Consider the following 23,358-nt stretch of genomic DNA (forward strand, 5'->3'; position numbering starts at 1 on the left):
TGCGAACCCCGCGCTACCGTGCCTGCATCAGCAGGCTGGCTTCCAGCACGATCACGGCGACGATGGCCGCAATCTCCGCGCGCAGCAGCCGCTGCCCGGCAGCGCGCTCCGGCTCCCGCGTGCGCAGGCGACGTCGCGTCCAGAGCCAACCCCAGGCGGTGGCGGCGTAGAGCAACAACCGCCAGGCCAGGAAGGCCCCGGATTGCGCCGCTATCCAGCGTTGCCAGCCCTCGATGCCGCCCGCGATGCGGATGCCGACCACATTGACGGCGGTCGCGGCGATCAGCAGCGACACCACCCACACCAGCACCAGGATGGCACGCCGGCTGGACAGCCAGCGCAGGCACCGCCCCACGGTATTCATGGATGGCTTCCGCCAGACGGCGGCCGCTGCAGTTCATCGACCCGATTGCGCACCGGGTCACCCTCGTAGATGCCACGCGCACCGGCGGCACGGGTGCTGTGGCGCTGGATGATCGCCATCGGCGAGTTGCTGGCCAGTTCGCGGCGCAGCTCCAGCTCTGCTTTCAGGTTGTGAATCTCGCGATCGAGGATGTCGCTTTCGTGGGTGACGGCCTTCTGGGCCAGTTCGTTGGCGGCCACGTTGGGCTCCTTGCGCCCGGTCAGCAGCGTGCGTTGCAGCAGCAGCGCCTTCTCCAGCACGCTGGCCAGCGCAACCTCCGAGGCCAGGCGCCGAGCCAGGATGTCCTGGTCCGTCTCGTCGCGCAGTGCCTCGATCACGCCACGGGTGATGGGCAGCGACGCGCTGCTCGCAGCCAGCAGGTTCTGCGCCGTGGTCGGACGGCTGCCGGCGACCAGCTCCTGCAGGGCCTGCAGCTTGTCCTCGTATTCCTCCTGGATCAGCGGGGTCAGGCCAACGCCCGGCGTGGTGACGGTCTTGGTGCATGCATCGCAGGTGCGCTGCTCCTGCTCGCCCAGCACGCGAATGGCCCAGGCTGCGGCGGCATCGGGCGAACTCCAGGTCTGGCATGCCAGGTTGCCGCTGCAACTGGCTTGCGGAATCGAACTGGCATCGCCGACGCCACGGCCATTGAGCAGGTTGTAGCCGGCGCGGGTCACGTCGCCGACCACACGCACCGGACGTTGGCCCGCGCCGCCGGCGTTGTCTCCGCCGACCCACGGCACGCCATTGTTGCCACGGTTCGCCTCGGCGTCGTCGATCGCCGAGACCGCATCGGTGCTCGCGACGGCCTGCTTCAGCGCCATGCCTTCGGCGAGCTGGTCCCAGCCGAGCTGCCCACCCGCCATGTCGGCCATCCGATTGGCGATGGCACGGCAGGTCAGCTTGCTGCGATCGAAATCCAACCTGGCTTGCAGCACCCCATTGGTCAACAGGTTGTACAGCCCTGGATCGGCGCGCTGGATGATCAACGCGGGCAGCGACGCCACGGCAGCGGTGGCGTTCTGGATCACCGAGGACATGATGGCCTGGAAGCCGTTGGTGATGCCGTTCAACTGGTTCTGCAGCGTGGTGGTGATGCTCATGTCGCCACAGATCAGGTTGCTGTTCCAGCCGACGCCAACGCCGATGGAGTGCATGTTGGCCGCACCGCTCATGGATACCGCGCGGCCGCCCCCAATGCTGTAGAGCACGTCGTCGCCGATAACGCTGCCTTGATGCTGGACGCCGTACTCGTTGACGCTGGTCTGCGCCCCGGCGCTGGAGTAGCTCAGCGCTGCGACAACGGCCAATGCGACGTACAGAAATCGACGGGCGCTCGGAAATGAAGTCGTCATGGCATCGGGCCTCACAGGAAATCGACGCTGCCGAGGAATATCTGGCCGCGGCGCTGGCAGCAGCTATAAGGACGCCACAATGCCCAGGCGTAGTCGCCTTGCCGGGCCTGCACCTTGGCATTGCCGTGGGGGAATACCGCGCAACTCCTGGACAGCGTGGGGGTCAGCTCCTGCCACTTGCCCGTGGCGGCATCGGTTTCCATCAGGGCGCCGGCCGGCCAGTAGCCATCGCGCGAACTGGCGAGCAGCGGCTGGTACACGTGGATCTGGTTGCGGCGCGTCACGATGTCACCCGCGCGCTGGGCGACCACGGCTGCGGCCTTGTGGTCATCCACCTGGTGCAGGAAGCCGCCACGCGGATAGACGTTGCCCCAGAGATTCAGGCCCGTGCGCGTGCCGATCTCGCGCCGGCCGGGAATCAGTGCTTCCGGATACAGCGCCTCGGGGATGTTGTAGCGCCATGCAAGCGTGTCGAGCGTGCTCAGCAGATAGGGCATGAAGGCGGTGCCGGCGCCCTCGCAGGTGTAGCCGGAGGAGCTGGCGAACTGGCTGAACACATGGCCACCGGGATGGCCGATGACGTCGGCGTTCTTGAACTTCGCCAGGTTGTTCTCGTGATCTTCGTTGGTGGTGCCGTCGCCGCCGGCCTTCGCGGTCGGGTTCGGCAGGCTCATCGCCCGCACCTCGACCCAAGGGTTCTCGCCGGTGTTCGAGTAGCTCGACACCACGGCATCCGGGATGTAGTGGCGCACCTTGACCGAGGTGCGCACGGTGCATCCCGTCCAGGTGCAATAGAGCCAGTAGCAGATGCCGGTGACGCGGTACGCCAGGCAATCCGGCGACAGGGTGGAGGCCACGATGGTGGCGGTGTTCAGTGCAAAGGACGATGCGGAACACACCAGCAACAGCGATGCGATGGCCAACCGCTGGCGCCGGGATGGCGCGAACGGACGCCTCGTCATGGCTGCGTCCTCCGGTATTGGTCGATGCGTGCTACCGCACGGGCCACGTCCGTCTCGCCATAGAGCACGTATCGGCGATCCACCACGATGGCCGGAACCTTGATGACGCCAAGGCTCCAGGCGTCGGCAATGCCCTGGTAGGCGGTGCCGATCCTTCGCTGCAGGTCTGTACCGCCCAGCTTCAGGCGTTGCTGGACGATGGCGCTGGCGCGCTCAGGATCGGTGGGCAGGTTGTCGGCCAGCTCCGCTTCGAGCACCGCGGCCGCGTCCAGGATGAGGTGTCGGTCAGCCTGGCCATGGACCGGATGATGCGAGTCGGTAACGACCCATACTTCCGCTGCGGCGGCGCGGGTGGCCAATGCCAGGATGGCAATGCCCGAAGCAAACCATGCTGAGCGAGCGCGAGCGGCATGAGGAACAGCGCAAGAGTCCATGAGACAACACCGGAGGGAAGCCAATCCGGTGACAGTCGAACCGAAATCCGGCTTCGACACGACAAACAAACCGGAGACCGCTTCGCCCCGTTTTCGCCATCCCTGTCATCGCGTGATCACCCCAAACGGTGCCTGCGAGTGCGCCTGCGACAAGGCCGCGTTCAGATCGACAGCCAAGGCGGCCGCCGCAAGTTGGTCTCGCCTTCAGCAGCGATGAATCGCTTGGAGAACGAAGTCGGCCCGTTCGACCACATTGGCGCGCGGAAGCAACCTGACTTCGTAGCCGAGTGCCCGGTAGGTGGCATCCAGGTGGGCGTACTCCGCCTCAGCCTCGGGAAAGCCGTGCCGCCGCGCCTCGTCGGCGCCATAGATGTCCGGCCAGGGCGGTGCGAGGAACACGAGCCGCCCATAAGGGCGGGATTCGCCCAGGCTGTGCGCCAACGGTACGCCGCAGAGTCGTTGAAGCGCTGCAGCGGCGTCGATCAGCCCTCGGTCGAAGAAAACCGGACCAGCGTCCCGTGCCGCGCCTTCGAGATCCATGGCGGCGACGCTCAGCGCCTCGCGCAGAAAGGCCGCCATGTCGGTCCATGGCAGGGCGTTGCCGCCCTGTCGAATCTGCTCGGCGATGATCCTCCGCCCGGGTTCGGCGACGGTCGCATGACCACGCCGCCGCAGTTCCCCGAGCAGGGTCGACTTGCCGCCGCCGGAGCACCCCGATATGACCACCTGAGGTGGCATCGGCGTCATGTCAGGGTTTGCTTCGACCAGCAGACGGTTTGTCAATTCACTTGTCATCATTGGTTTAGCCGAAGAGACAGGCCCCACGCAATGGTGGTGCTGAGCATGCCAAAGGCGCAGACCCCGGCCCATCCATGCGCGGTGAAGGCCCACCCGCCTGCAGCAGCGCCGAAGGCCCCGCCAAGCAGCATCGTGCCCATGAACACGGTGTTCAGCCGGCTGCGTGCACCCGCATCCAATGCATAGACCATGGTCTGGTTCGCCACCTGGGCCGACTGCACGGCCACGTCGAGCAAGAAGATGCCGAGGACGAGTGCGGGGATCGATGAGCCCCCCAGGTACAGCACGGCAAATGCCATGGCGGTACCCACTGCGCCCGCACGAACGACTGCGCCGTGTCCGCGCCGGTCGGCAAAACGGCCAGCCGCCGGTGCAGCCAACGCGCCGCACACGCCAACCAGCGCAAACAGGCCGGCGGATACCGCGCCGAGCTGCAGCGGCGGCCGCTCCAGCCAGAGCGCGAACGTTGCCCAGAAGCCGATCATGCTGGCAAACAGCAGGAACTGGACGGCCATAGCCTGGCGCAAGGAAGCGTGCTTGCGCACCAAATGCCACATCGACAGCAGCAATCGTCCATAGCCGAGATCGGAGGACGGCGGCACCACCGGCAGCGTCCATGCCAGCCGAAAGCCCAGTACCAGCATCAGTGCCGCAGAAAAACCGAAGACGGACCGCCAGCCCCAAAGCTCGGTCATCCAGCCGCTCACCACACGGGCCAGCAGGATGCCGATCAGGATGCCGCCCGTCACCACGCCGAGCACCTGCCCCTTGCGGTGGGAGGGCGCCAGGTGGATGGCCAATGGAACCAGTTGTTGCGCCACGGTGGCGCACAAACCCACGGCGAGGCTCGCCAGTGCCAATTGAACGAAGCCGGAGGACGCGGCTGCCAGCACCAGGGCGAGCACCAGCGTCGCCAGCGTTCGCAGGATGAGCGACTTGCGCTCCAGGCGGTCACCCAGTGGTGCCAGGAACAGCACGCCCAGGGCATTGCCCGCCTGGGTGAGCACGGGCAGCCAGGTCACGGTCCCCGCAGAGAGCGCGAACTCCCGGCTCAATTCGCCGAGAAGCGGCTGGTTGTAGTAGCTGTTGGCCACGGATGCGCCCGCCGCCAGGGCAATGGTCCACAGCAGATGGGAGGGCAAGGCTGACGTGGCAGGCATCGGTGCGGCACGCGATGCATCGCCGGGGTGACCTGGGATATTGCTCATTCAAGGGGTCCGGCCGTATCAACTCTCGGCTTGCGGACAAGCTCTCACCAGTTCGGGCGATCCGTTCCCGGCGGCACTGACGGTCGCGCATAGCCGGCCGGTGTTCGCGCCATTTGCGCGCTGGGGCGCACGGCGCGCAGCAGGCCGAAGCCGGAGACTTCGTCGGCGAGCCAGGGGCTGAGGTCCGGCCTGCCGGCCCGCAGGCCCTCTTCGATGCGCCCCAGCCCGCGCAGCCAGTGCCCGGTCTGCGCCAGCGACACCTGCACGTGCCAGCTTCCCCCTTCGCGCGACTGTCGCCACAGCGCGGCGGCGGCGCCGAAAGCCATCAGGAAGCCGCTGGCCTGGTCGAGGATCTGCATCGGCAGCGCGCGCGGCTTGCCGTCGCCCGCCGCCTCGCCCTCGGCGTGGTTGAAGCCCATTGCCGTCTGCACCAGCGAATCGAAACCGCGCCGGTCGGCCCAGGGCCCTTGCGTGCCGTAGGCGGTCAGCGACACGGCGACGATGCCGGGCCGGCGCGCGGCCAGGGCCTCGGGCGAGAAGCCGAGCGCGGCCAGGCCGCCGGGCCGGTACCCCTGCGAGAACACGTGGGCGTCTTCCAGGAGCTGCCACAGCGCTTCGCGCCCGGCCTCGCTGCGCAGGTCGATGTGCGCCGAGCGCTTGCCGCGGCTGGTTTCGGCAATAGCGGCGATGTTGGGCAGGTTCGGTGAGTTGACCAGCATCACGTCCGCGCCGAACGACGCCATCGCCCGCCCACCGACGGGGCCGGCCAGGATGCGCGTGAGGTCGAGCACGCGCAGGCCGGCGAGCGGCCGCTCATCGGCCGCCAGGGGCGGCAGTGCGCGCGGTGACGCATCGGCGATTCGGGTGATGGTCATCAGGGGTTGCGAGGCCACCGCCTGACCCTGGGGCGTGGCATCCCACTCGGCGAAGCTGCGCAACGCCGTGGCCACCAGTGCGTGGTCGGCCGCGGCCTGCTCGAAGTCCAGCGCCTTCCAACCCAGCAGGGCCTGCTCTGCGTCGGCGCGTGTGGCAGTTGCGGGGTCCAGGCCCAGCAGGCGCAGCGCGCCATCGCGGTGGTGCGGGAAGTTGGTGTGGACACGCACGTGACCATCGGCGCAGCGGTACAGGCCGGCGAACGGGTCCCACAGCTCGGGCTCCTGGCCGTCGAGCGTGAACCAGCCGGTGCATTCGGCGGCGGCGTGGGCCATGTCCACGGCGACACGCTGGCGCGGAGCACCCCGCTCATGGCCGAGTTCGCAAGCGGCGAGCGCAGCCGCGGCAATGCTGGTCTGCGCGGCGGTGCCGACGGCGAAGGACGAGGGGAACACCGGGTCGCTGCCCGTCAGCGCGATCCCGGCCAGCGCCTGCGGCGGCAGCCCGCCCAGCGACCAGAGCGCGGTCAGTGCATCAAGTGAATTCATCGAATGGACTCCTCACAGAAAGTTCGCCAACTGAATCGACACGGCGCCTCGTTGGTCGAGTCGAGTTGGCAGATCCAGGCGGGCGGCAGGGTCGGCGCCGCGTTGTCCGCAAACGCAGCGGAGCGCGGAAAGCAGCATCGCCCGCCATTGGCGATGCCGGGGAGCGCCGTGTTCGCACAGGCGTGGGCGTCGCGCGCCCGCTGCAAACGATCCATCATGCTCCTGCCTTCAGCCCGAAGTACGCAGAGAGCGCCAGGCCGGTCGCCACGATCGTCCAACGCAGCGCCAGTGGCGGAATCCAGCGCGCCAACCGCGCGCCGGCATAGCCCCCCACGATCGCGCCCAGCAGGACCGCGCTGCCTTGCGCCCAGGCGATGGACCCGGTGGCGACGAAGAGCATCACCGCGGCACTGGTCACGACGGTAGCCATCGCATTCTTGACGGCGTTGGCCTCCTGGACATCGCGCACACCCAGCAAGGTCAGGATCGCCATCAGCATGATGCCCAGGCCGGCGCCGAAGTAACCGCCATAGAGTGCGGTCAGGAACTCCGCTTCCGCCGCCACCAGGTGCGGCACCTGACCGCGAGCATGCCGCTCGATGGCCTGGCGCAGCCAGGGTCCCAGGGCGAACAGAACGGTCGCGACGAGGATCAGCCACGGCACCAGACGGCTGAACTGTGCATCTCCGGTGAACACCAACAGTGCGGCGCCCACCAGCGAACCGGCACCGACCACGGGCAGGCTGCGCCGCAACGCGGCGCGGTGGCGCCCGAGCTCGCTGCGATAGCCGAGCAGGCTGCTCGCATGCCCCGGCCATATCGACACCGCGCTGGTGGCGTTGGCCACCACGGGTGGTACGCCGGCAGCCAGCAACGCGGGAAAGGTGAAGAATGTGCCGCCGCCGGCCACCGCATTGCAGATGCCGCCGATCATGCCGGCACCGGCCAGCAGGAGGAAGGTTCCGATGTCCATGCCGCTCGCACCTCAGCTCGTCGGCCTGGACAGGGCCAGACGCAGGCCAAACCCCATCAGCGCCAGGCCAGTTAGCGCATCGAGCGAGCGCATCACCGTGGGCCGGCGCAGCCAGCGTGCCAGTGGCCGCGTGGCCAGCACCAGTGCGGCGAACCAGAGCAGTCCCATCGCGGCGTGGATGCCGGCCAACAGCACGCTGAATGCGACCACCGGCACATCGGCGGGAACGAACTGTGGCAGGAGGCTCACGTAGAACACCCCGACCTTGGGATTGAGCAGATTCGTCAGCAGACCGCGCAGGAACCAGCGCTCGCCACGCACGAGCGGCGGATCATCTGCGGGCAGTGCCGGCCGGCTCTTGAGCGCGCCAGAGATCAGCTTCCAGCCGAGCCAGAGCAGATAGGCCGCGCCCGCGATCTGCAGCAGGGTGTAGGCGAGTCGGGAGACCGCGAGCACCGCGCCGAGCCCGAGGGCCGCGATCAGCCCCCAGATCAGCACGCCGGTCACGATGCCGCCGCCCGCCCTCATCGCCTTGCGCCCCCCTTCCACAGCGGCCGTGCGAAGTACCAGCGCCGTGTCCAGGCCGGGGGTCAATGTGAGCAGCAGCGCTGTCAGCGTGAAGCCCAGGATCGCAGTCGATGCATCCATTAGGGGATCTCCGTCAGAGCACAGACAAGTCCAGTGACTCGCTGTACGTCGTCGATTCGATGGTCTTGACGATGGCCTGGCCGCAGATCACTTCGCCACGCGCCGCGTCGTAGGTCAGGCTCGGCGCGCCATACAACTCCCAGCCGCTGTTCAGGGCCGCGGTGACGCGGTGGCAGAACGCCGCGTCGTCGATGCCGGTCAGGTAGCGATACGCGCGCATGCTCACCCTCCCGGTCGATTCGATGCCGGCATCTGGACGCGCAGCCCCGCTCCGAATGCCTGCAGCAGATGCCAGCCGGTGTCCCAGTCGCCCACGCCGCTGGCGGCATTGATGTGCCCGAGGGCGCCGACTTCCACGCATCCCGCTACCCAACCCATGGCCATGCGCCGGGCGTGCTCCGGCGAGCCATAGGGGTCGTCGCTGCTGGCGACCACCAGCGCGGGAAACGGCAGGGGTTCGGTCGGTGGCGGGCCGAACTCGCTCGCCTCGCCCGGAAACGCCGGTGCGCCGGTGTCAGGGACGGCAACGAGGAAGGCGCCCCGGACCTGGGCGATCCGATGCTGGATGTCTTCTCCGATTCCCGGCCGCGATGCCCAGTGCGCGACGAGCAGGCACGAAAGGCTGTGTGCGACCAAGACGACGGGCGCGCCGCACTCGTCGATGGCCGCATCGAGTGCCTGCAGCCAGTCGGCCAGGTCCGGCCTGTCCCAGTCGGCAGGCTGGAATCGCCGGCCATGCTCCTGGCGCGACGCCCAGCGCGTCTGCCAATGCTCCGGCCCGGAATTGCCGATACCGGGAAGCATCAAGAGGCGAACGGTCTGAAGGTGGCTCATGGTGGCGTGCGCGGATATCCGGGGTGAGGTTGTCTGGCTGGAAACCTTAAGACCGATGCGTCGAATTGCCGAGTGAGAAGGTCTCAGCAAACGTCGAGAAAAGCTCAATGGTCAGCTCGAATGGCCTTGGCTATCGTCGAAGTGCACTTCCTTCACAACCGACGAAGAAGCCCCCCGAGTTCGCCATGTCCGATATCCCACTCCTGATTTCCTACGTCCTGGCGGCCTGGCTGTCCATCCTTACGCCCGGCCCGGCCATCCTGCTGGCGATGCGCAATGGCGCTCGCCAGGGCGTGGTCGCGAGCCTGTGGTCGACGCTGGGCAACATGTTGGGGTTGCTCGTGGTTTCCGCGGCGGCCGCGTGGGGCGTCGGCCTGTTCCTGCTTGCATCCGCCCACGCGATGTCCGCACTGCGGCTGGCCGGCGCCGCCTACCTGGCGTACCTCGGTCTTCGCCTGCTTGTGCAGGGCAGACACACACGGCCGCCGGACGCCGGTGCCCATGACGCAGGGCCGGTGCAGGCCTTCGCGCTGGCAAAGGAAGGATTCCTGGTGGCGACATCCAATCCGAAGTCGATCCTCTTCTTCACCGCCTTCTTCCCCCAGTTCATCCGGGCCGACCAGGCTCTCATCCCTCAGTTCATGGGCCTGACCACGATCTTCGTGATCCTCAGCGGCGCCACCTTGACCGGCTATGCCGCCATCGCAAGCCGGGTGCGGGGAGCATTGGGCACTTCCGTCTGGCGCCAGCGCTGCACGCGCTTGGCGGGGATCGGCTTCCTCGGATTCGCCGCATGGATTCTTTTGTGGAGACCGTGGAGCGGCGCCAAGGCCCTGGCCGCGTGATTCATTCCCGACCACGCGCACGCAATCGAGCACAGGCGGTGCGACCGAACCTGGAGAAGCGATGAAAAAATCCTTCCTGCAAGTCGATGTGTTCACGAGCCAGCCGCTCAGGGGCAACCCGGCTGCCGTCGTGTTCGATGCCGACGACCTCGATGCGCGGACCATGCAGCGGATCGCGCGCGAGATGAACCTGTCCGAGACGGTCTTCGTGCTGGCCCCGGAATCGCCCGATACCGACTATCGGGTGCGCATCTTCACGCCCTCCAGCGAGCTGCCGTTCGCCGGGCACCCCACCATCGCCACTGCGAGCGCGGTGCGTGCGCACCGTGGCGACCTGGCCGATGCAAGTCTGCTGCGGCAGGCCTGCGGCATCGGCATCGTGCCTGTCGAAGTCGTTCCGACCGAGGGCCCGCCGATCTACTGGATGACCCAGGCCAGCCCGCAATTCCGCAACACGGCCATTGGTCCTGGGGAAATGTCGGCCCTGCTAGGCTGCGATGCGAACATGCTGGCCGCGATGCCGGTGGAAGTCGTCTCCACCGGCATCCCGTGGCTGATCGCCGAGCTGCGCAGCGTCGCCGCCCTCGCGTCGCTGCGTCCCGACCTGCCTCGCATCGCCGAACGCTGCCGCGCATCGGGCGCTGTCGGCGTGACCGTCTTTGCCGAGCACGAGGCCGACGCGCCGGTACGCTTGCGCCTGCGCACGTTCGCGCCAGGCGAAGGCGTGGCCGAGGACCCCGTCTGCGGGTCTGGAAACGGGTGTGTCGCGGCATTCCTGGCAAGGCACCGGCACGCATCGGCTCTCCAGGGTGGCTACCTTGCGGAGCAAGGCATCGAGATGGGACGCGATGGCTTGATCCACGTCGAATGGACCCGAAACGGCGACGAACTGACGGTGCGCGTCGGTGGCCAGGCCGTGACCGTCGCCAGCGGCACCCTGCATCTGTAGACGCGGCGGCACGTTCAGCTGCTCGGTCGCCCATGGCTTGCCATGGCACCTGCGCGGCGTCCCCGACGAAGGTCTGCGCTGCGAGGAACGCGGTTGCCCAGGGCTAGATCGGATCGACGGCGGGACTGTCGTCGCGCGAGAGCATGGCGCGTTCGATGAAGTGCTGCAGCGGTTCCGAGGGCTCACTGTCCGGCCGCAACAGGTAGGTGGTCATGCATGCCGACGGGTCCGACAGGGGACGCGCAATGATCTCGGGATGACGGCAGACCGAAATCTGCGCCGCCGTGGCGAAACCCAGTCCGTAGCCTGCGGCCACCAGCGTCAGCATCAATTCCAGTGTCGCGACCCGCTCTGCGATCCGGGGCTGGATGGCGGCCGTGCGGAGCAGCCGTTTGATCTGCCGGTACGCGCCCTCGCAGGTTTCCGGGTGGCACTTGATCAGCGGATAACGCAGCAGCTCATCCAGAGGGACCTGCCTGAAGGCCAGCAAAGGATGGCGCGTCGGAATGGCCACCAGGATGGGATCGGACCAGACCGCCTCGCACAGGATGCCCTCTCCAGCCTCGTCGGACTGCGCAAACCCGGCATCGAAAGTGTCGTCGCGCAACCCGCGCACTTGCGATGCGAGCGGCGTCTCGAACAGGCGGATTTCCACATCGGGCTCCTCCTCCCGGCACAGGGCCAGGAGTGCCGCGAGGCGTGTCTGCGCGATACCGTCCGACAGCGCGAGGCGCAGCATGCCGCGATAGCCCGTGGCGGCGGCCCGGACGTTGGTTCGTGCCTGTTCCAGCACCGCGAACACGCGGCGGGCATCTTCCAGCAGGACCTGGCCCGCCCAGGTGAGCTGGGTGCCGCGCCGATTGCGCTCGAACAGCGTGGCGCCGAGGTCAGACTCCAGCTCCCGGATGGTGCGCGACAGCGGAGACTGCTCGATATGGAGCCGCACCGCCGCACGCGTGAAGTGCAGTTCCTCGGCCACTGCCACGAAACAGCGCAGGTGTCGCAGCTCCATCGCGCCACCTACGCGTACATGAGGCCGGGAGCTTGATTCACGCGAGCGGCTCCTCGGGCGCCGTGCCAGACAGCAGCGCCGTGATCGGCAAGGGTTGGAACAAGAGCTCGCGGCCGAGGACCTTCAGGCCGCCAGGACCGCTTTCGAGCAATCGGCGCTCTTCGCGCGCGACGAACAGTTCGGTGCGATAGCCATCGCATTCGGGAAGTCGCTGTAGCAGGTCGCGGATCGCGTCGCCCGCCCAGGGCGTTTCGCTGTCGAACTGACCCAGCAGCCGGCTATGCCGGGAAATCACGAGGCGGTAGGCATTCATGGCCGGACGCTCCCGGCCATAGCGTGGATGGCCATTTCCTCCCAGCCCAGGCGCCGGGTGCGGGTCAGTTGCTCGGCGGTTTCGCCGCAGGCGCGCTCGACGGCCTGAGGCATCTCTATGCCAAGCAGGCAATGGCCGGTCAGGCGCGCGGCGAAGTAGTCGCCGGCCCCTTTCACCACGCAGGGCACGTGGGGATGCTCGAAGAGGCGCGATACCCCCTCTCGCGTCTCCAGCAGCGTCTGGACGACGGCGCTTTCAGGATCATCCTGGACACTGGTCACCACCACCCATTGGGTGGGGCCGCGCAACAGCGCACGGGCAGCCTCGCGGCAATCCGCCAGACCCTGCAGCGTTCTGCCGGTGACCTGTTCCAGCTCGAACCGATTGGGGACGAGGCCGTGGGCTTCTGGAATCAGCAGCGTGCGCCAGGCCTCGGCCATGCCAGCCGCCGCATACACGCCTTGGTCGTAGTCGCCAATGACCGGATCCAGGTGCAGGCGCAGTTGCGGGTGGCGCTCGCGCATCGTCGACCACCAGGATGCGAGGATCCGTGCCTGCGACGGCGCGCCGAGGAAGCCGACCTGCACAACGCGAGCGCACGCGGGGATGCCGCGCGCCTCCAGGTCATCCAACCAGCCAGCGAACCACGCGTCGGGCACCGCACCGCCATGGACCGAGGGATAGTGCGGGGTGTTGCTGAGCAGCGCGGTCGGCACCGCGGTCGTAAGCAGCCCGCAGGCTTCCAACGCGGGAATCGCCGCGTTGTTGCCGACCCGCCCGTAGATCACCTGGGACTGGATGCTGATGACAACGATGGGCACAGGTTGGGTCACCGTCATTCAGGACGCCCCCCCGTGTCCTGCTGCCGGTCCAGCCACGCGCCGATCGTGCGGTGGGCCGCAGCCTTCAGCGTTGCCCCATGCCGCTCGGCATCCGCGCGCAGCGTGCGCGGATCGACGCCGGCCTGGCCCAGCTCGCAGCAATGGCCGACCAGCCAGCGTTCGATTCGGCTGGCATCGGCTTCCAGGTGGAACTGCAGACCCAGCACCCGGTTGCCGACCGCGTAGGCCTGCTGCACGCAGCTTTCGGTGCTCGCCAGCAGTTCACTGCCCTCAGGCAGCTCGAAGCGGTCGCCGTGCCAATGCAGCACCGGCACGCCGGCCAGCGGTGCCAGCACCGAGCGGCGGCCCGCATCCGTCAGCGTCAGCGCGCCGAAGCCGATCTCCTTGAAGCCCATGGGGGCGACGGCGGCGCCGAGCAGGCGCGCGATCAATTGCGCGCCCAAACAAATGCCGAGCAGCGGCCGGCCGCTGGCCAAGCGCCGTTCGAGCAGACGCAGTTCGTCGGCAAGAAAGGGATAGGCCCGCTCGTCGAAGGCGCCGATCGGCCCACCCAGTGCAATGAGAAGATCGCTTGCCGCGGCCTCCTCACCGGCCAGGTCGTCCGTCGCGGGGTCGAGGTAGCGCACGTCGAATCCACGCTCGCGCAGCAGCGGTTCGAGCGTGCCGAGGTCTTCGAAATGGATGTGGCGCAGGGCCAGGGCGGTCTTCATGCGGTCTGCTCCGATGCGGTCGATGTCGCAGCCCGGTCGTCGTCGGGCCAGTAATGGCTGTCCGGCGTCGCGCGAGCGCCAAAGATGGCCTGGCCGACGCGCACGACGGTGGCGCCTTCCTCAATGGCCAGCTCGAAGTCGCCGGACATCCCCATCGACAGTTCGTCCATGCCGATGCCCGCCGGCGCCTCCTGGCGCAGCCGATCACGCAGTTCGCGCAACAGCACGAAGCAGGGACGGACCCGCGCCGGATCGGCCGACAGCAGCGCCAGTGTCATCAGGCCTCGCACGCGCAGGGCGGAGAAGCCCGGCAGCGCCCGGACGAAGCCGGCCACCTCGGAAGGCGGCAAGCCGAACTTGCTGGCCTCGCCCGAGGTGTTGACCTGCACGAACACATCCAGTGCGCGCCCTTCGGCTTGCAGGCGACGGTCCAGCGCCTCCGCCACACGCAGGCTGTCCAGGGCCTGGAACTCGCTGGCGAAGCGTGCCACGACCTTGGCCTTGTTGGTCTGCAGGTGGCCGATGACCGACCAGCGCAGGTCGGCGAGATCCACCATCGCTTCGGCCTTGCGCTGCGCCTCCTGCACCTTGTTCTCACCCAGGTCGCGGCAGCCGGCGGCGTAAGCCAGACGGATGCGCTCCTCCGGCACGGTCTTGCTGACCGGCAGCAGGCGCACATCGGACGGATCGCGTCCCGCGCGGGAGCAGGCATCGGCGATGCGCCGATGCACCGCCGCCAGATTGCGCCGAAAGTCCTCGACGCTGTGTGCGGTGGGCCAGGGATGCGTCTGCGCGTTCATGGACAAGGGGTTCTCCGTGCTGCTAACATTGTCATAGGACAAAATATACATTGTCACGGGACAAACGGGAATGGCAGAAAAGACCGCATCGGACATCTTTGAGCGCATTCGCCGCGAGGCACATGCGGGCCAGCTTGCCGCGGGCCAGACACTGCCGTCCGTGCGCGAGATGGCCGATCAACTGGGCGTCAACCGCAACACGGTCGCCGCCGCGTACCGGAAGCTGGTGGCCGCAGGCATTGCCGAGACGCTGGGGCGCAACGGAACGGTGATCCGGCCAGCGGCGCGTCTCGGTGAGCAGGAGGGCCTGCAGCCCGGCTCGGCGCTGGCGGATCTGGCCAGCGGCAATCCGGACCCGGCCTGGCTGCCCGATCCATTGCAGGCGCTGGCAGCCAGCGGCTACCGGCCCGCGCTGTATGGCCAGCCTGTACTCGACCCAGCACTCGAACGGCTGGCGCGGCAGTGGTTCGGAGCGGATCTCCGGGAGGGTGACGGTCTGGTGCTGGCGCATGGTGCGGTCGATGCGATCGAGCGTCTGTTGGCTGCCTACCTCGTCGCCGGCGACAAGGTGGCGGTGGAGGACCCGTGCTTCCTCGGCAGCCTCAACATCCTGCACAGCACGGGCCTGGCAGCGGTGCCCGTGGCCATGGATGCGCACGGCATGCGCCCGCAGGCGCTGGAAGCGGCGCTGGCCAATGGCGCCCAGGCGGTGCTGTGCACACCAAGGGCGCAAAACCCCACCGGCTGCGGCCTGAGCGAGCAGCGCGCCCGCGAACTGCGCCGCGTGCTCGCCCGCCATCCGCACGTGCTGGTGATCGAGGACGACCACTTCGCCTTGCTGGCCGAGACGCCGTACTTCTCTATCGCGCCCGCGGCCACCACGCGGCGGGCGCTGGTGCGCTCCGTGTCCAAGGGCTTCGGCCCGGACCTGCGGCTGGCCTTCATCGCTACCGATGCGGGGACCGCCGCAAGGCTCGGCATGCGACTGGCTCCCGGCACGACCTGGGTCAGCCACCTGCTGCAGGCGGCCGTGCGCGGCCTGCTCGGATCCGACGCGGCCACGGCGCGCCTGCATGCGGCCAAGACCGCCTACGCCATGCGTCGCAAGGCCCTGATCGATGCACTCGGCGCCGTGGGCATCGCCGCCAGGCAGCCCTGCGACGGGTTCAATGTGTGGATTCCGTTGCCGGAAGACCGTGACGTTCACCGCACCGCGCAAAGCCTCGCACGCTGCGGCTGGGCCGTGCGAACCGGCGATGCCTTCGCGATCGCGCCCGCGGCCCCCGCGCTGCGAGTCACGGTCTCGACGCTCGAACCCGGGGACGCGGCGCGCTTTGCCGCGCAACTGCGCGACTGTCTGGGGCGTGTATGAAGCCAGTCTGCATGGCATCGTGCCTGTCCTCTCGCGGGTCCGTCTGCGTACCGGTCCATGGCGCGCTACGGCGCCTGCAAGGCGGAGGCGACGCGAGCGGGCCACGGGCGCCGTTCCAACAAGCCGGTCTCCCGTTCCCGCAGCGTCCGGCCGACCTGGCTCGCCTCGGTCACGGACGCGCGAAAGTCCCGGATCAGTTGTCGCGTCACCGGCCCCACGGGCCATTCGGTGGTCGCCGCATCCTCGACCAGCGCCACCACCGGCTGCAGTTCGACCGAGGTGCCGGCGGTGAATACCTCGGAGGCGGCGCGCAGTTCGTCCAGCGTCACGGTCCGCTCCTCGACCCGCAGCCCGCGCTGGCGCGCCAGTCCCATCACGTGCCGCTTGGTGATGCCGTCGAGGAAGCAGGTCGGCAATGGGGTCACCAGCACCCCGTCATGGACCATCAACAGGTTGGTTGCCGTGGTCTCGGCGACCCGGCCTTCGCTGTCGAGCAGCAGTGCGTCGTCGCAGCCCGCCGCTGCGGCGGCATGGCGCGCAAGGGTACCGATCATGTACAGCCCCGAGCACTTGGCCGCGGTGGGTGCGGTGTCAGGACGGGGACGCCGCCAACTCGCCAGCTGCAGCCGGATGCCTTCCTCGGCGCGGCCCTGGGACGCCGCCGTGGGCCAGTCCCAGGCCGCGATCGCCACGTGGATGCGGGCGCGCGGCGAAGCGATGGAAACACTCTCCGCGCCGCGCCAGGCCACCGGGCGGATGTAGGCGTCGTCGAGCTGGTTGGCCCACAGCACCGCCTCGATGGCCTGTGTCAGTTCGCCTTGCGACCACGGCAGGTGGTAGTCCAGCAGCGCGGCGGACTGCTGGAAGCGTTCCAGGTGAGGCGCATTGAGGAAGACATGACCGCCATAGGCGCGCATGCCCTCGAAGACGGCCCCGCCCATATGCAGCGCATGCGTGAGCACGTGCAGGCGCGCCTCGCGCCAGGGCAGCAGCTCGCCATCGAGCCAGATCAGGCCATCGCGATCGTCAAGGGAATTGAGCATGGTGCGCACCGCTGTACAGGTTGTCGATGGCGTCAGTGTGCGGCCGGTTCGCCGTCGGCACGAGTGAGCAAATCTCAGACGATGCTGAGTTTTGGTCCTCGTGTCGGCGAGCGTGGAGACGACGATTTCCGGTTTAATGAGTCCATGAACGACCAATGACTTCCAGGAGGGTGAATCCCCCATGCGCATCCCTGTCCCGTTGAATGCCTTGCGCGCCTTCGAGGCTGCGGCGCGCCATCTCTCGATCAAGGACGCGGCCCTGGAACTGGCGGTCACCCCCTCGGCGGTCAGCCACCAGTTGCGCACGCTGGAGGACATGCTCGGCGTCGAACTGCTGCGCCGCATCGGTACGCGGCTGGAATTGACCAGCGCCGGCCGCCGGCTGGCACCTAGCCTCAACGAGGGTTTCGCCCTGATCGCCGAGGGCGTGAGCAGCTTGCGCGAGGAGCGGCGCGACGGGCCCCTGCGCGTGAACATGCTGCCGACCTTCGCGACCAACTGGCTGTCGCCCCGCCTGAGCCTGTATCCGTTCGAGCGGCGCGGCTTCTCGCTGGACATCTCCACCACGCAGGACGACGTGGATCTGGCCGCCGGCGTGGCCGATGCCGGCATCTGGTATGGCGACGGCCAGTGGGCCGGCCTGCAGGCCGACCTGTTGTTCGAGGCCACCATCGATCTGTACGCGCGCCCGGGCTTTGCCACCGGCTCGCGCCGGGAACGCCTCAAGCAGGTCGCGCGCGCCAACCTGTTCGTTTCGCGGCATTGCCTCACTTGGCAGCGCTGGATGGACAGCCTGCCCGGCGGGCCGTTCGAGCCGGCTGTCGTGACCCGCGTGGATTCGGGCGGCCTGACGATGCAGGCGGCCGCCGATGGGGCTGGCGTGTCGATCGCCGTCTGCGAACTGGCCGAGAGTGCCGTCCGGCTCGGACGCCTGGCCTCGGTCTTCGACCACCCCGTGAGCGCGGGTGTCGGCTTTTGGCTCGTCTATCCCGAGGCGCTATCCGAGGATCGACGGCTGGATAACCTGCGCGGCTGGCTGCGCGAGCAATGTCAGTCGGAAAGCGGAACTCGGAACCCAGAAGCGCGGACAGCATAGACACGTATGAATACCGCATATCCGAAAGACCAGAAAGCACCGCCGGATGACGATGTGACGCTTCGACGGCTCGTTGCCCATGAAGCCGTTGCGCTTGCCTCCCTGCTGGCCGCCTATGGCGACGAGATGCGCCACGGGCAAGGCGCCGGGGCGAATGCACTGGCTCATGCCAATGCCTTGATCGCCGATCCGATCGCGGAAGTGCTGGGTGGCTTTCTCGGCGACGAACTCGTCGCCTTCGCAGTGTTCTTCGATCTGCCCGAGGCGATCTCCGGAGGGCGGTCGGGCCAGCTCGACGACCTGTACGTCCTGCCCGCCGCGCGCGGAAAACGACTCGCTCAGCGGCTCATCGCGGCCATCGCCGATACCGGTCGATCACGCGCCTGGATCCATCTGCGCTGGCTGGTCCCCGAGGACAACCCCGATGCCATCCGGGCCTACGCGCGCTTCGCCGAACCCGCCGGCTGGAAGAGCTACGTGCTTTGGCTGGCCGGTAGCGAGCGGTGGTGAAGCCATGAATAACCTGCAGCAGGTCGATTGGTCGCGTCTTCCGCAGCCGGAGGATGATGGCGGCGCCCGCCACCTCGCGGGCATGCGCCTGCCCACGCTTGAACTGGCATCGACGGATGGTGGCCGTGTCGACCCTTCGCGCCTGCGCGGACGCACGGTGCTTTATCTCTTCCCGATGACGGGCCGGCCGGATATCGCACTGCCTCCAGGCTGGGACGAGATTCCAGGAGCACGGGGCTGCACCCCGCAATCCTGTGCCTTCAGGGATCATTTCGCCGAACTGAAGTCCTTGGGCGTCGCCCAATTGTTCGGCGTGTCGACGCAGGACACCGCGTACCAATGCGAGGCGGTGGCGCGCCTCCACCTGCCTTTCCCGTTGCTGTCCGACAACCGCCTTTCATTCGCAACCGCGCTCGGTCTGCCGGTCTTCGAGGTGCAAGGCCTGGCACTGCTCAAGCGACTGACCCTGATTGCGCGCGATGGCGTGATCGAGCATGTGTTCTATCCTGTGTTCCCGCCGGACCGGAATGCCGACGATGTCGTCGCATGGTTGAGGCAACGGCCAGCCACTTGACCTTGGCCAGTCAGCGACACGATCAGCGCTCATGGTCGTGCGAAGTTCTCGTCAGGTCCCGCTCACCCGCAGAAGGACCACTGCTCCAACCACACCCACAGCAGTTCCATCGACAGCCAGGCGCGGAACACCAGCACGCCCGCAGCCAGCAGCACAGCCAGCGGTGCCCAGCGCCTGAACCATTCGCGGTCTTGCCTCATGAAGTCGCCAACCGTGGATCGGCGCGAACGATGGTCCTGTCGTCGATCGGCCAGTGCAGAACCGTCGCCAGCAGGCCCAGCGCAATCGCCAGCAGCCAGATGCTCAGGTATGACCCAGTTGCCTCGAACATGCGGCCACCAAGCCAGACACCGAAGAATGATCCCAACTGGTGGCCGAAGAAGACGAAACCGAACAATGTGGTGATGTAGCGCACGCCGAAGATCTGAGACACCAGGCCATTGGTCAGCGGAACCGTCCCGAGCCAGAGGAACCCCATCACTGCAGCGAACAGGTAAACGCCCCATGTGCTGAGCGGCAGCAGGACGAACAGGGCCATCGCCACCGTGCGCGCCAGGTACAGGCCTGCAAGCAGGTACTTCCTGCGCAGCGTGCCACCCCAAAGCCCCAGCAGGTAGGTGCCGGCCACATTGGTCAGCGCAATGATCGCCAGCGCGGCGACGGCATCGGTAGCGGCCAGGCCCCGGTCCAGCAGGTAGGCTGGGAGGTGCGTGGCGATGAAGGCGAGTTGGAAGCCACAGGCCAGGAAGCCCAGGTTCAGCAGCCAGAAGCCGCGGTGGCGGAAGGCTTCACCGATCGCCGCCTTCATCGACAGCTCCGTGCCGACCACCGCGTTCGAGATGCTTGCGTCGCGCATCGGGAACGCCAGCGGCAGCAGCAACGCCATGACCACTGACAGAATCAGCAGCGCACCCGTCCAGGCCCAACCGCCGATCAAGGCCTGCGCAACCGGGACCATGGCGAACTGCCCGAGGCCACCGATGGCGCCGGCCAGCCCCAGTGCCCAACTGCGGCGCTCAGCCTGCACGAGGCGGCTGAGCGCGCCGTAGATCGCACCGAATGCCGTGCCCGACAGCGCGATGCCGACGCACACGCCAGCGCCCAGAACAAAGGCCACGTGGCTGTGCGCCTGAACCATGAAGAAAAGCCCCAGCGCATAGAACACGAGCCCGCCCGCGATGACCTTGGCCGAACCGTAGCGGTCGGCAATCATCCCGGTGAAGGGTTGGGCGAGACCCCAGGTCAGGTTCTGCACCGCCATCGCGAAACCGAACATTTCGCGCGACCAACCGCGATCCATCGTCACCGGCAGCAGAAACAAGCCTTGCACGTGCCGCACACCGAGGGCCAAACCCATGATCAGTCCGCCGGCCAGGATCGGAATCCAGAGCGATCGGCGCTCGTTTGCCGATGCTGTCGAGGGGGCGAGGTTCGTGTTCATGTCGTGGCTCCCGCTGCTTGCGGATCGTCCGCAGGTCGATGCTTCAGTGCGCCGAGTGGGTGGGTTGGTGGCTCGCCGGTACGCAACCAGTCCAGCGCCAGGGGCCACAGCGCCTCGCGGAAGCGCTCGTGGAAGAAGGCGAAATGGCCGATTTCGGCCTGCTCGATGGCCGCGGGAGCCAAGCGCAGGTGATGGCGCTCGCTGCCGGTGTAGTAATCCAGCAGGCGGTCCAGCGCCGGTACCGTGCCGAATGGATCGTCCTCGATGCCCAGCGCCAGGATCGGTGCGCGCACCTGGCCGAAGCGCCGTGCCAGCATTTCGGCTTCGGGCTCACCTTCCAGTGTCTCCCGGCCTCGGCGCACCGTGCCCTCGAAGCGGGGACCCATGCGTGCCCAGTCCAGTGCCACGCCCTTGGGCGTGTCCTCCATCCATCCCAGGCGCTTGGCTGGCACGTAGCCAAGCACCCGCGCCAGCAGCGGCATGGCCACGTGCCAGCGCAGGAACATGGCGCGGCGTGCGGCGGGCGCATAGTCGCGCCAGTAGGCGTACTGCGCCCCCATGGTGAAGATGCGCCGCACGCGGTGTGCGGACGCGGCCAGCCCGATCACGAAGCCCCCAGCGGAGTGGCCGACCACGTCGATCGGCTGGCCGGGGAATCGCCAGGCGAGGTACTGCAGCACACCCTCGAAATCGTGCTGCCCCCAGTCGATCCAGTCGGCCTGCAGCCGACGCAGCCCACGGTGTCGCGATTCGCCGATGCCGCGGTAGTCGTAGGTCACCACGTCCCATCCGTGGCTGTGGAGCCAGTCGGCAAAGCGCCCGTAGTACCGGCAGCGCACCGAGGTGGCAGCGTTGATGACCGCGACCGGATGCGGGCGTCGTGGATCGCAGGGGCGGCGCCAGGCGAATCCACCCAGTGCATAGCCGTCGGCGGCGCGAATGTCGATGGGCTCAGTCATTCACAGCGAGACCCTGGACCAGCAGCACCACGGCCTGCGCGCCGGCCATGCGATCCTGGGCAATGCGTTGGTACTCGTCCGATTCCGCCCAGTCATGGAAGGCGGCTTCGTCGGGAAAGGACATGAGCACGAGCTTCTGGTGCGGCCAGGTGCCTTCGATGGTGCGAGGCTGCTCGTCCGCGGCCAGCAGACGTCCCCGGTGGTGGCGGAACACCTCCATGAAGCGCGCCTGGTAGCGGTCGTAGGCGGTCCGGTCGTGGATGGTGAGTTGGGCAATGGCGAAAACGGTCATGACGCAGGCTCCGAGTCGCGATGGCGATCCGGTTCGGCGGCCGAGGTCGATTCGATGCGGTCGCCCTGCGTGCTGGGGCTGGAGAACACCAGAAAATTCACGTCCTCGTCGCCACCATTGGCGGCGATGTGGCGAGTGCCGGCCGGGACATGCACGCCTTGACGGGCTGCCAGCAGCACGTCCTGGTCGGACGTGCTCAGGCGCAGGTGGCCACTGAGCACGTAGAAGAACTGGTGCGCCCTGGCGTGCCAGTGGGGTGCTTCGGCGCCGCCTGCGGGCATCCATTCCTGCCGCACCTGCATGTGTTGCAGTTCCAGCAGTCGCCAGCCCAGGCAGACCCCACCCCAGTCATAGCGGTTGCCGTCGTCGGTCCGGACGGCGCGCAGCAGTGCCGTCATGGCGTGTCCTCCTCGGCGGGGACGCCGTGCAGAGCCTCGCCATGGACCTGCCGCCCGTTCTCGAAGCGCATGATCTCGCACATGCGCGTGCGCTTGCCGCAGGCCTGCGCCACGTAATGGACGACGACGGTCTGCGCCTCGACATCGCAGATGGCCGAGATGAGTTCGAACCGCAGGTCCGGCCTGTCGGCGAGCGCGGCCAGCCAGTAGCGGCGCAGCGCGTCCTTGCCTTGTACCCGCGTGCCACCGGTATAGGGCTGGGCCAGCGCGCTCACGAACAGTGCATCGTCGGCGTAGGCGGCCAGCACCGCCGGCACGTCGCGCCGGTTCCAGTCGTCGATCCAGGCCAGCGCATGGGCCCGGAGTTGATCATGAGAGAGTGTCGTCATGGCATCACATCCAGAAGAGAAGAACGGTCAGGGCGGCCAGGGTCGCCATCGCACGATTGACCACGCGAGCGACGGCGCGGTCGCGCAGCCAGGGCCGCAGGCCGGCGCCGAAGGCGGCCCAGACCAGCATGCAGGGCAGTCCGATGGCGGCGAACACCAGGCTGACCACCAGCAGGCGCAGTGCGTAGCCTTCGCCCGGCGGCAGGAAGGTGGACACCACCGTCACCGAGATCAGCCAGGCCTTCGGATTGACGAACTGGAAGGCCAACGCCTGCATGAAGCCGATGGGCCGGCCGGCTTCGGTCTCCTCCAGTTCGGCCGCGCGCCACAGGCGCGCGGCCAGCCAGAGCAGGTAGAGGCTGCCCACGACCTTCAATGCGACCTGCAGGCGAGGTTCGAGGGCAAACACCGCACCGAGGCCGGCGCCGGTGATCCCGAGCTGCACCATCACGCCCGCGGGGATGCCCAGCAGGTGCGGCCAGGTTCGGCCCAGGCCGAAGAGCAGGCCCGAGGACATCAGCATCACGTTGTTGGGACCGGGCGTGATCGACATGACGAAGGCGTAGACGATCAGCGCCACGAGGGCGGTATGTTCCATGGGAGTTCGCTGGGACGGGGAGTACCGGGGCGTTGAGGGAAAGACGAGGCCCGTCCGCGAATTGATTCTGGGCCGGGCATGGCGTCGGCTCCAGCGAGAAATTTTCAGTCCCACCTGAGATATTCGCGCTTGGCCGCAAGCGTCATCGCGCAGCAGACTTCGCAGGTACTGCCCGGCGC

Annotated in this window: 30 protein-coding genes; 6 read left to right on the plus strand and 24 right to left on the minus strand. The window is 67.8% G+C overall.

Annotated elements, in window-relative coordinates; translation table 11 throughout:
• Positions 1 to 13 precede the first annotated feature (13 nt).
• From ACYAF3_RS03850 to ACYAF3_RS03900, 11 genes are all read right to left on the minus strand, one after another.
• Complete coding sequence (locus tag ACYAF3_RS03850; RefSeq protein ID WP_474727471.1) at positions 14 to 364, minus strand: hypothetical protein; 351 nt, start codon at positions 362 to 364, stop codon at positions 14 to 16.
• A complete protein-coding gene (locus tag ACYAF3_RS03855; protein WP_474727473.1) occupies positions 361 to 1,758 on the minus strand; it encodes an integrating conjugative element protein in 1,398 nt (465 codons plus the stop codon). The genes ACYAF3_RS03850 and ACYAF3_RS03855 overlap by 4 nt, the downstream gene beginning before the upstream one ends.
• A gap of 11 nt (positions 1,759 to 1,769) precedes the next feature.
• Positions 1,770 to 2,720, minus strand: coding sequence for a TIGR03756 family integrating conjugative element protein (locus ACYAF3_RS03860; protein WP_474727474.1), 951 nt, complete (start codon positions 2,718 to 2,720; stop codon positions 1,770 to 1,772).
• The gene (locus tag ACYAF3_RS03865) at positions 2,717 to 3,154 is read right to left on the minus strand and encodes a TIGR03757 family integrating conjugative element protein (RefSeq protein WP_474727476.1); all 438 of its coding nucleotides are present in this window, start codon (positions 3,152 to 3,154) and stop codon (positions 2,717 to 2,719) included. The genes ACYAF3_RS03860 and ACYAF3_RS03865 overlap by 4 nt, the downstream gene beginning before the upstream one ends.
• Positions 3,155 to 3,358: 204 nt before the next feature.
• The gene (locus ACYAF3_RS03870) at positions 3,359 to 3,952 is read right to left on the minus strand and encodes an AAA family ATPase (protein ID WP_474727478.1); all 594 of its coding nucleotides are present in this window, start codon (positions 3,950 to 3,952) and stop codon (positions 3,359 to 3,361) included.
• On the minus strand, positions 3,949 to 5,160 hold the full coding sequence (locus ACYAF3_RS03875) for an MFS transporter (RefSeq protein ID WP_474727480.1): 1,212 nt from the start codon (positions 5,158 to 5,160) through the stop codon (positions 3,949 to 3,951). The genes ACYAF3_RS03870 and ACYAF3_RS03875 overlap by 4 nt, the downstream gene beginning before the upstream one ends.
• A gap of 44 nt (positions 5,161 to 5,204) precedes the next feature.
• Positions 5,205 to 6,581, minus strand: coding sequence for a CoA transferase (locus ACYAF3_RS03880; protein WP_474727482.1), 1,377 nt, complete (start codon positions 6,579 to 6,581; stop codon positions 5,205 to 5,207).
• Between the two features lie 214 nt (positions 6,582 to 6,795).
• A complete protein-coding gene (locus tag ACYAF3_RS03885) occupies positions 6,796 to 7,554 on the minus strand; it encodes a sulfite exporter TauE/SafE family protein (protein ID WP_474727483.1) in 759 nt (252 codons plus the stop codon).
• 12 nt (positions 7,555 to 7,566) lie between these two features.
• Positions 7,567 to 8,202 carry a LysE family translocator gene (locus ACYAF3_RS03890; protein ID WP_474727485.1) on the minus strand — a complete coding sequence of 212 codons (636 nt, stop codon included), beginning with the start codon at positions 8,200 to 8,202 and terminating at the stop codon, positions 7,567 to 7,569.
• A 13-nt stretch (positions 8,203 to 8,215) separates the two neighbouring features.
• Positions 8,216 to 8,422, minus strand: a complete 207-nt coding sequence (locus ACYAF3_RS03895; protein WP_474727487.1) for a DUF1737 domain-containing protein — start codon at positions 8,420 to 8,422, stop codon at positions 8,216 to 8,218.
• A gap of 2 nt (positions 8,423 to 8,424) precedes the next feature.
• Complete coding sequence (locus tag ACYAF3_RS03900) at positions 8,425 to 9,036, minus strand: RBBP9/YdeN family alpha/beta hydrolase (protein ID WP_474727489.1); 612 nt, start codon at positions 9,034 to 9,036, stop codon at positions 8,425 to 8,427.
• Between the two features lie 107 nt (positions 9,037 to 9,143).
• On the opposite strand from ACYAF3_RS03900, the gene ACYAF3_RS03905 reads away from it, so the two are divergent.
• Positions 9,144 to 9,881, plus strand: a complete 738-nt coding sequence (locus ACYAF3_RS03905) for a LysE family translocator (RefSeq protein ID WP_474727490.1) — start codon at positions 9,144 to 9,146, stop codon at positions 9,879 to 9,881.
• Positions 9,882 to 9,942: 61 nt separating this feature from the next.
• Entirely contained in the window at positions 9,943 to 10,830 is an 888-nt protein-coding gene (locus ACYAF3_RS03910) for a PhzF family phenazine biosynthesis protein (protein ID WP_474727492.1), read from the plus strand.
• 103 nt (positions 10,831 to 10,933) lie between these two features.
• Here ACYAF3_RS03910 and ACYAF3_RS03915 read toward each other — a convergent pair whose 3' ends face one another.
• The 5 genes from ACYAF3_RS03915 to ACYAF3_RS03935 are packed head-to-tail and all read right to left on the minus strand — an operon-like array spanning position 10,934 to position 14,507.
• On the minus strand, positions 10,934 to 11,842 hold the full coding sequence (locus ACYAF3_RS03915) for a LysR family transcriptional regulator (protein ID WP_021205427.1): 909 nt from the start codon (positions 11,840 to 11,842) through the stop codon (positions 10,934 to 10,936).
• Positions 11,843 to 11,879: 37 nt separating this feature from the next.
• The gene (locus ACYAF3_RS03920; protein ID WP_024889575.1) at positions 11,880 to 12,155 is read right to left on the minus strand and encodes a hypothetical protein; all 276 of its coding nucleotides are present in this window, start codon (positions 12,153 to 12,155) and stop codon (positions 11,880 to 11,882) included.
• A complete protein-coding gene (locus tag ACYAF3_RS03925) occupies positions 12,152 to 12,994 on the minus strand; it encodes a PfkB family carbohydrate kinase (protein ID WP_474727494.1) in 843 nt (280 codons plus the stop codon). Before ACYAF3_RS03925 ends, ACYAF3_RS03920 begins: the two co-directional genes overlap by 4 nt.
• Positions 12,991 to 13,707 carry a glutamine amidotransferase gene (locus tag ACYAF3_RS03930; RefSeq protein WP_024889577.1) on the minus strand — a complete coding sequence of 239 codons (717 nt, stop codon included), beginning with the start codon at positions 13,705 to 13,707 and terminating at the stop codon, positions 12,991 to 12,993. The genes ACYAF3_RS03925 and ACYAF3_RS03930 overlap by 4 nt, the downstream gene beginning before the upstream one ends.
• Complete coding sequence (locus ACYAF3_RS03935; RefSeq protein ID WP_052151667.1) at positions 13,704 to 14,507, minus strand: YggS family pyridoxal phosphate-dependent enzyme; 804 nt, start codon at positions 14,505 to 14,507, stop codon at positions 13,704 to 13,706. Before ACYAF3_RS03935 ends, ACYAF3_RS03930 begins: the two co-directional genes overlap by 4 nt.
• 70 nt (positions 14,508 to 14,577) lie before the next feature.
• Here ACYAF3_RS03935 and ptsJ point away from each other — a divergent pair, with 70 nt between their 5' ends.
• Positions 14,578 to 15,879 carry a MocR-like B6 salvage transcription factor PtsJ gene (ptsJ, locus tag ACYAF3_RS03940; protein ID WP_029578116.1) on the plus strand — a complete coding sequence of 434 codons (1,302 nt, stop codon included), beginning with the start codon at positions 14,578 to 14,580 and terminating at the stop codon, positions 15,877 to 15,879.
• A gap of 65 nt (positions 15,880 to 15,944) precedes the next feature.
• Here ptsJ and ilvE read toward each other — a convergent pair whose 3' ends face one another.
• Positions 15,945 to 16,922 (minus strand): branched-chain-amino-acid transaminase, encoded by a 978-nt coding sequence (gene ilvE, locus ACYAF3_RS03945; protein ID WP_009463302.1) that lies wholly within the window; start codon positions 16,920 to 16,922, stop codon positions 15,945 to 15,947.
• A 181-nt stretch (positions 16,923 to 17,103) separates the two neighbouring features.
• Here ilvE and ACYAF3_RS03950 point away from each other — a divergent pair, with 181 nt between their 5' ends.
• Genes ACYAF3_RS03950 through ACYAF3_RS03960 form a run of 3 tightly spaced genes read left to right on the plus strand, consistent with a single transcriptional unit; the run spans position 17,104 to position 19,102 of the window.
• The gene (locus tag ACYAF3_RS03950) at positions 17,104 to 18,018 is read left to right on the plus strand and encodes a LysR substrate-binding domain-containing protein (RefSeq protein ID WP_029578117.1); all 915 of its coding nucleotides are present in this window, start codon (positions 17,104 to 17,106) and stop codon (positions 18,016 to 18,018) included.
• Between the two features lie 6 nt (positions 18,019 to 18,024).
• Positions 18,025 to 18,528 (plus strand): GNAT family N-acetyltransferase, encoded by a 504-nt coding sequence (locus tag ACYAF3_RS03955; RefSeq protein WP_052151668.1) that lies wholly within the window; start codon positions 18,025 to 18,027, stop codon positions 18,526 to 18,528.
• Positions 18,529 to 18,532: 4 nt separating this feature from the next.
• Positions 18,533 to 19,102 (plus strand): peroxiredoxin, encoded by a 570-nt coding sequence (locus ACYAF3_RS03960; protein WP_020649397.1) that lies wholly within the window; start codon positions 18,533 to 18,535, stop codon positions 19,100 to 19,102.
• Positions 19,103 to 19,164: 62 nt separating this feature from the next.
• Here the strand turns inward: ACYAF3_RS03960 and ACYAF3_RS03965 are convergent, their stop codons facing one another.
• Genes ACYAF3_RS03965 through ACYAF3_RS03995 form a run of 7 tightly spaced genes read right to left on the minus strand, consistent with a single transcriptional unit; the run spans position 19,165 to position 23,179 of the window.
• Complete coding sequence (locus ACYAF3_RS03965) at positions 19,165 to 19,302, minus strand: hypothetical protein (protein ID WP_176392680.1); 138 nt, start codon at positions 19,300 to 19,302, stop codon at positions 19,165 to 19,167.
• Positions 19,299 to 20,543: an MFS transporter gene (locus ACYAF3_RS03970; protein ID WP_169518324.1), complete on the minus strand. Its 1,245-nt coding sequence runs from the start codon at positions 20,541 to 20,543 to the stop codon at positions 19,299 to 19,301. The genes ACYAF3_RS03965 and ACYAF3_RS03970 overlap by 4 nt, the downstream gene beginning before the upstream one ends.
• On the minus strand, positions 20,540 to 21,502 hold the full coding sequence (locus tag ACYAF3_RS03975; protein WP_088928741.1) for an alpha/beta hydrolase family protein: 963 nt from the start codon (positions 21,500 to 21,502) through the stop codon (positions 20,540 to 20,542). The genes ACYAF3_RS03970 and ACYAF3_RS03975 overlap by 4 nt, the downstream gene beginning before the upstream one ends.
• Positions 21,495 to 21,794: a DUF1330 domain-containing protein gene (locus ACYAF3_RS03980; protein ID WP_024889585.1), complete on the minus strand. Its 300-nt coding sequence runs from the start codon at positions 21,792 to 21,794 to the stop codon at positions 21,495 to 21,497. The genes ACYAF3_RS03975 and ACYAF3_RS03980 overlap by 8 nt, the downstream gene beginning before the upstream one ends.
• A complete protein-coding gene (locus ACYAF3_RS03985; RefSeq protein ID WP_088928742.1) occupies positions 21,791 to 22,192 on the minus strand; it encodes a cupin domain-containing protein in 402 nt (133 codons plus the stop codon). The genes ACYAF3_RS03980 and ACYAF3_RS03985 overlap by 4 nt, the downstream gene beginning before the upstream one ends.
• A complete protein-coding gene (locus ACYAF3_RS03990) occupies positions 22,189 to 22,581 on the minus strand; it encodes a nuclear transport factor 2 family protein (RefSeq protein WP_026353018.1) in 393 nt (130 codons plus the stop codon). The genes ACYAF3_RS03985 and ACYAF3_RS03990 overlap by 4 nt, the downstream gene beginning before the upstream one ends.
• 4 nt (positions 22,582 to 22,585) lie before the next feature.
• Positions 22,586 to 23,179: a LysE family translocator gene (locus ACYAF3_RS03995; RefSeq protein WP_020649404.1), complete on the minus strand. Its 594-nt coding sequence runs from the start codon at positions 23,177 to 23,179 to the stop codon at positions 22,586 to 22,588.
• Positions 23,180 to 23,358: the final 179 nt, after the last annotated feature.

Source organism: Pseudomonas sp. TZ252 (assembly GCF_056110345.1).

Bases quoted from the DNA above. Each gene is read 5' to 3' on its own strand.
- ACYAF3_RS03850 (WP_474727471.1), bottom strand. From the start codon at position 364: ATGAATACCGTGGGGCGGTGCCTGCGCTGGCTGTCCAGCCGGCGTGCC.
- ACYAF3_RS03855 (WP_474727473.1), bottom strand. From the start codon at position 1,758: ATGACGACTTCATTTCCGAGCGCCCGTCGATTTCTGTACGTCGCATTG.
- ACYAF3_RS03860 (WP_474727474.1), bottom strand. From the start codon at position 2,720: ATGACGAGGCGTCCGTTCGCGCCATCCCGGCGCCAGCGGTTGGCCATC.
- ACYAF3_RS03865 (WP_474727476.1), bottom strand. From the start codon at position 3,154: ATGGACTCTTGCGCTGTTCCTCATGCCGCTCGCGCTCGCTCAGCATGG.
- ACYAF3_RS03870 (WP_474727478.1), bottom strand. From the start codon at position 3,952: ATGATGACAAGTGAATTGACAAACCGTCTGCTGGTCGAAGCAAACCCT.
- ACYAF3_RS03875 (WP_474727480.1), bottom strand. From the start codon at position 5,160: ATGAGCAATATCCCAGGTCACCCCGGCGATGCATCGCGTGCCGCACCG.
- ACYAF3_RS03880 (WP_474727482.1), bottom strand. From the start codon at position 6,581: ATGAATTCACTTGATGCACTGACCGCGCTCTGGTCGCTGGGCGGGCTG.
- ACYAF3_RS03885 (WP_474727483.1), bottom strand. From the start codon at position 7,554: ATGGACATCGGAACCTTCCTCCTGCTGGCCGGTGCCGGCATGATCGGC.
- ACYAF3_RS03890 (WP_474727485.1), bottom strand. From the start codon at position 8,202: ATGGATGCATCGACTGCGATCCTGGGCTTCACGCTGACAGCGCTGCTG.
- ACYAF3_RS03895 (WP_474727487.1), bottom strand. From the start codon at position 8,422: ATGCGCGCGTATCGCTACCTGACCGGCATCGACGACGCGGCGTTCTGC.
- ACYAF3_RS03900 (WP_474727489.1), bottom strand. From the start codon at position 9,036: ATGAGCCACCTTCAGACCGTTCGCCTCTTGATGCTTCCCGGTATCGGC.
- ACYAF3_RS03905 (WP_474727490.1), top strand. From the start codon at position 9,144: ATGGTCAGCTCGAATGGCCTTGGCTATCGTCGAAGTGCACTTCCTTCA.
- ACYAF3_RS03910 (WP_474727492.1), top strand. From the start codon at position 9,943: ATGAAAAAATCCTTCCTGCAAGTCGATGTGTTCACGAGCCAGCCGCTC.
- ACYAF3_RS03915 (WP_021205427.1), bottom strand. From the start codon at position 11,842: ATGGAGCTGCGACACCTGCGCTGTTTCGTGGCAGTGGCCGAGGAACTG.
- ACYAF3_RS03920 (WP_024889575.1), bottom strand. From the start codon at position 12,155: ATGAATGCCTACCGCCTCGTGATTTCCCGGCATAGCCGGCTGCTGGGT.
- ACYAF3_RS03925 (WP_474727494.1), bottom strand. From the start codon at position 12,994: ATGACGGTGACCCAACCTGTGCCCATCGTTGTCATCAGCATCCAGTCC.
- ACYAF3_RS03930 (WP_024889577.1), bottom strand. From the start codon at position 13,707: ATGAAGACCGCCCTGGCCCTGCGCCACATCCATTTCGAAGACCTCGGC.
- ACYAF3_RS03935 (WP_052151667.1), bottom strand. From the start codon at position 14,507: ATGAACGCGCAGACGCATCCCTGGCCCACCGCACACAGCGTCGAGGAC.
- ptsJ (WP_029578116.1), top strand. From the start codon at position 14,578: ATGGCAGAAAAGACCGCATCGGACATCTTTGAGCGCATTCGCCGCGAG.
- ilvE (WP_009463302.1), bottom strand. From the start codon at position 16,922: ATGCTCAATTCCCTTGACGATCGCGATGGCCTGATCTGGCTCGATGGC.
- ACYAF3_RS03950 (WP_029578117.1), top strand. From the start codon at position 17,104: ATGCGCATCCCTGTCCCGTTGAATGCCTTGCGCGCCTTCGAGGCTGCG.
- ACYAF3_RS03955 (WP_052151668.1), top strand. From the start codon at position 18,025: ATGAATACCGCATATCCGAAAGACCAGAAAGCACCGCCGGATGACGAT.
- ACYAF3_RS03960 (WP_020649397.1), top strand. From the start codon at position 18,533: ATGAATAACCTGCAGCAGGTCGATTGGTCGCGTCTTCCGCAGCCGGAG.
- ACYAF3_RS03965 (WP_176392680.1), bottom strand. From the start codon at position 19,302: ATGAGGCAAGACCGCGAATGGTTCAGGCGCTGGGCACCGCTGGCTGTG.
- ACYAF3_RS03970 (WP_169518324.1), bottom strand. From the start codon at position 20,543: ATGAACACGAACCTCGCCCCCTCGACAGCATCGGCAAACGAGCGCCGA.
- ACYAF3_RS03975 (WP_088928741.1), bottom strand. From the start codon at position 21,502: ATGACTGAGCCCATCGACATTCGCGCCGCCGACGGCTATGCACTGGGT.
- ACYAF3_RS03980 (WP_024889585.1), bottom strand. From the start codon at position 21,794: ATGACCGTTTTCGCCATTGCCCAACTCACCATCCACGACCGGACCGCC.
- ACYAF3_RS03985 (WP_088928742.1), bottom strand. From the start codon at position 22,192: ATGACGGCACTGCTGCGCGCCGTCCGGACCGACGACGGCAACCGCTAT.
- ACYAF3_RS03990 (WP_026353018.1), bottom strand. From the start codon at position 22,581: ATGACGACACTCTCTCATGATCAACTCCGGGCCCATGCGCTGGCCTGG.
- ACYAF3_RS03995 (WP_020649404.1), bottom strand. From the start codon at position 23,179: ATGGAACATACCGCCCTCGTGGCGCTGATCGTCTACGCCTTCGTCATG.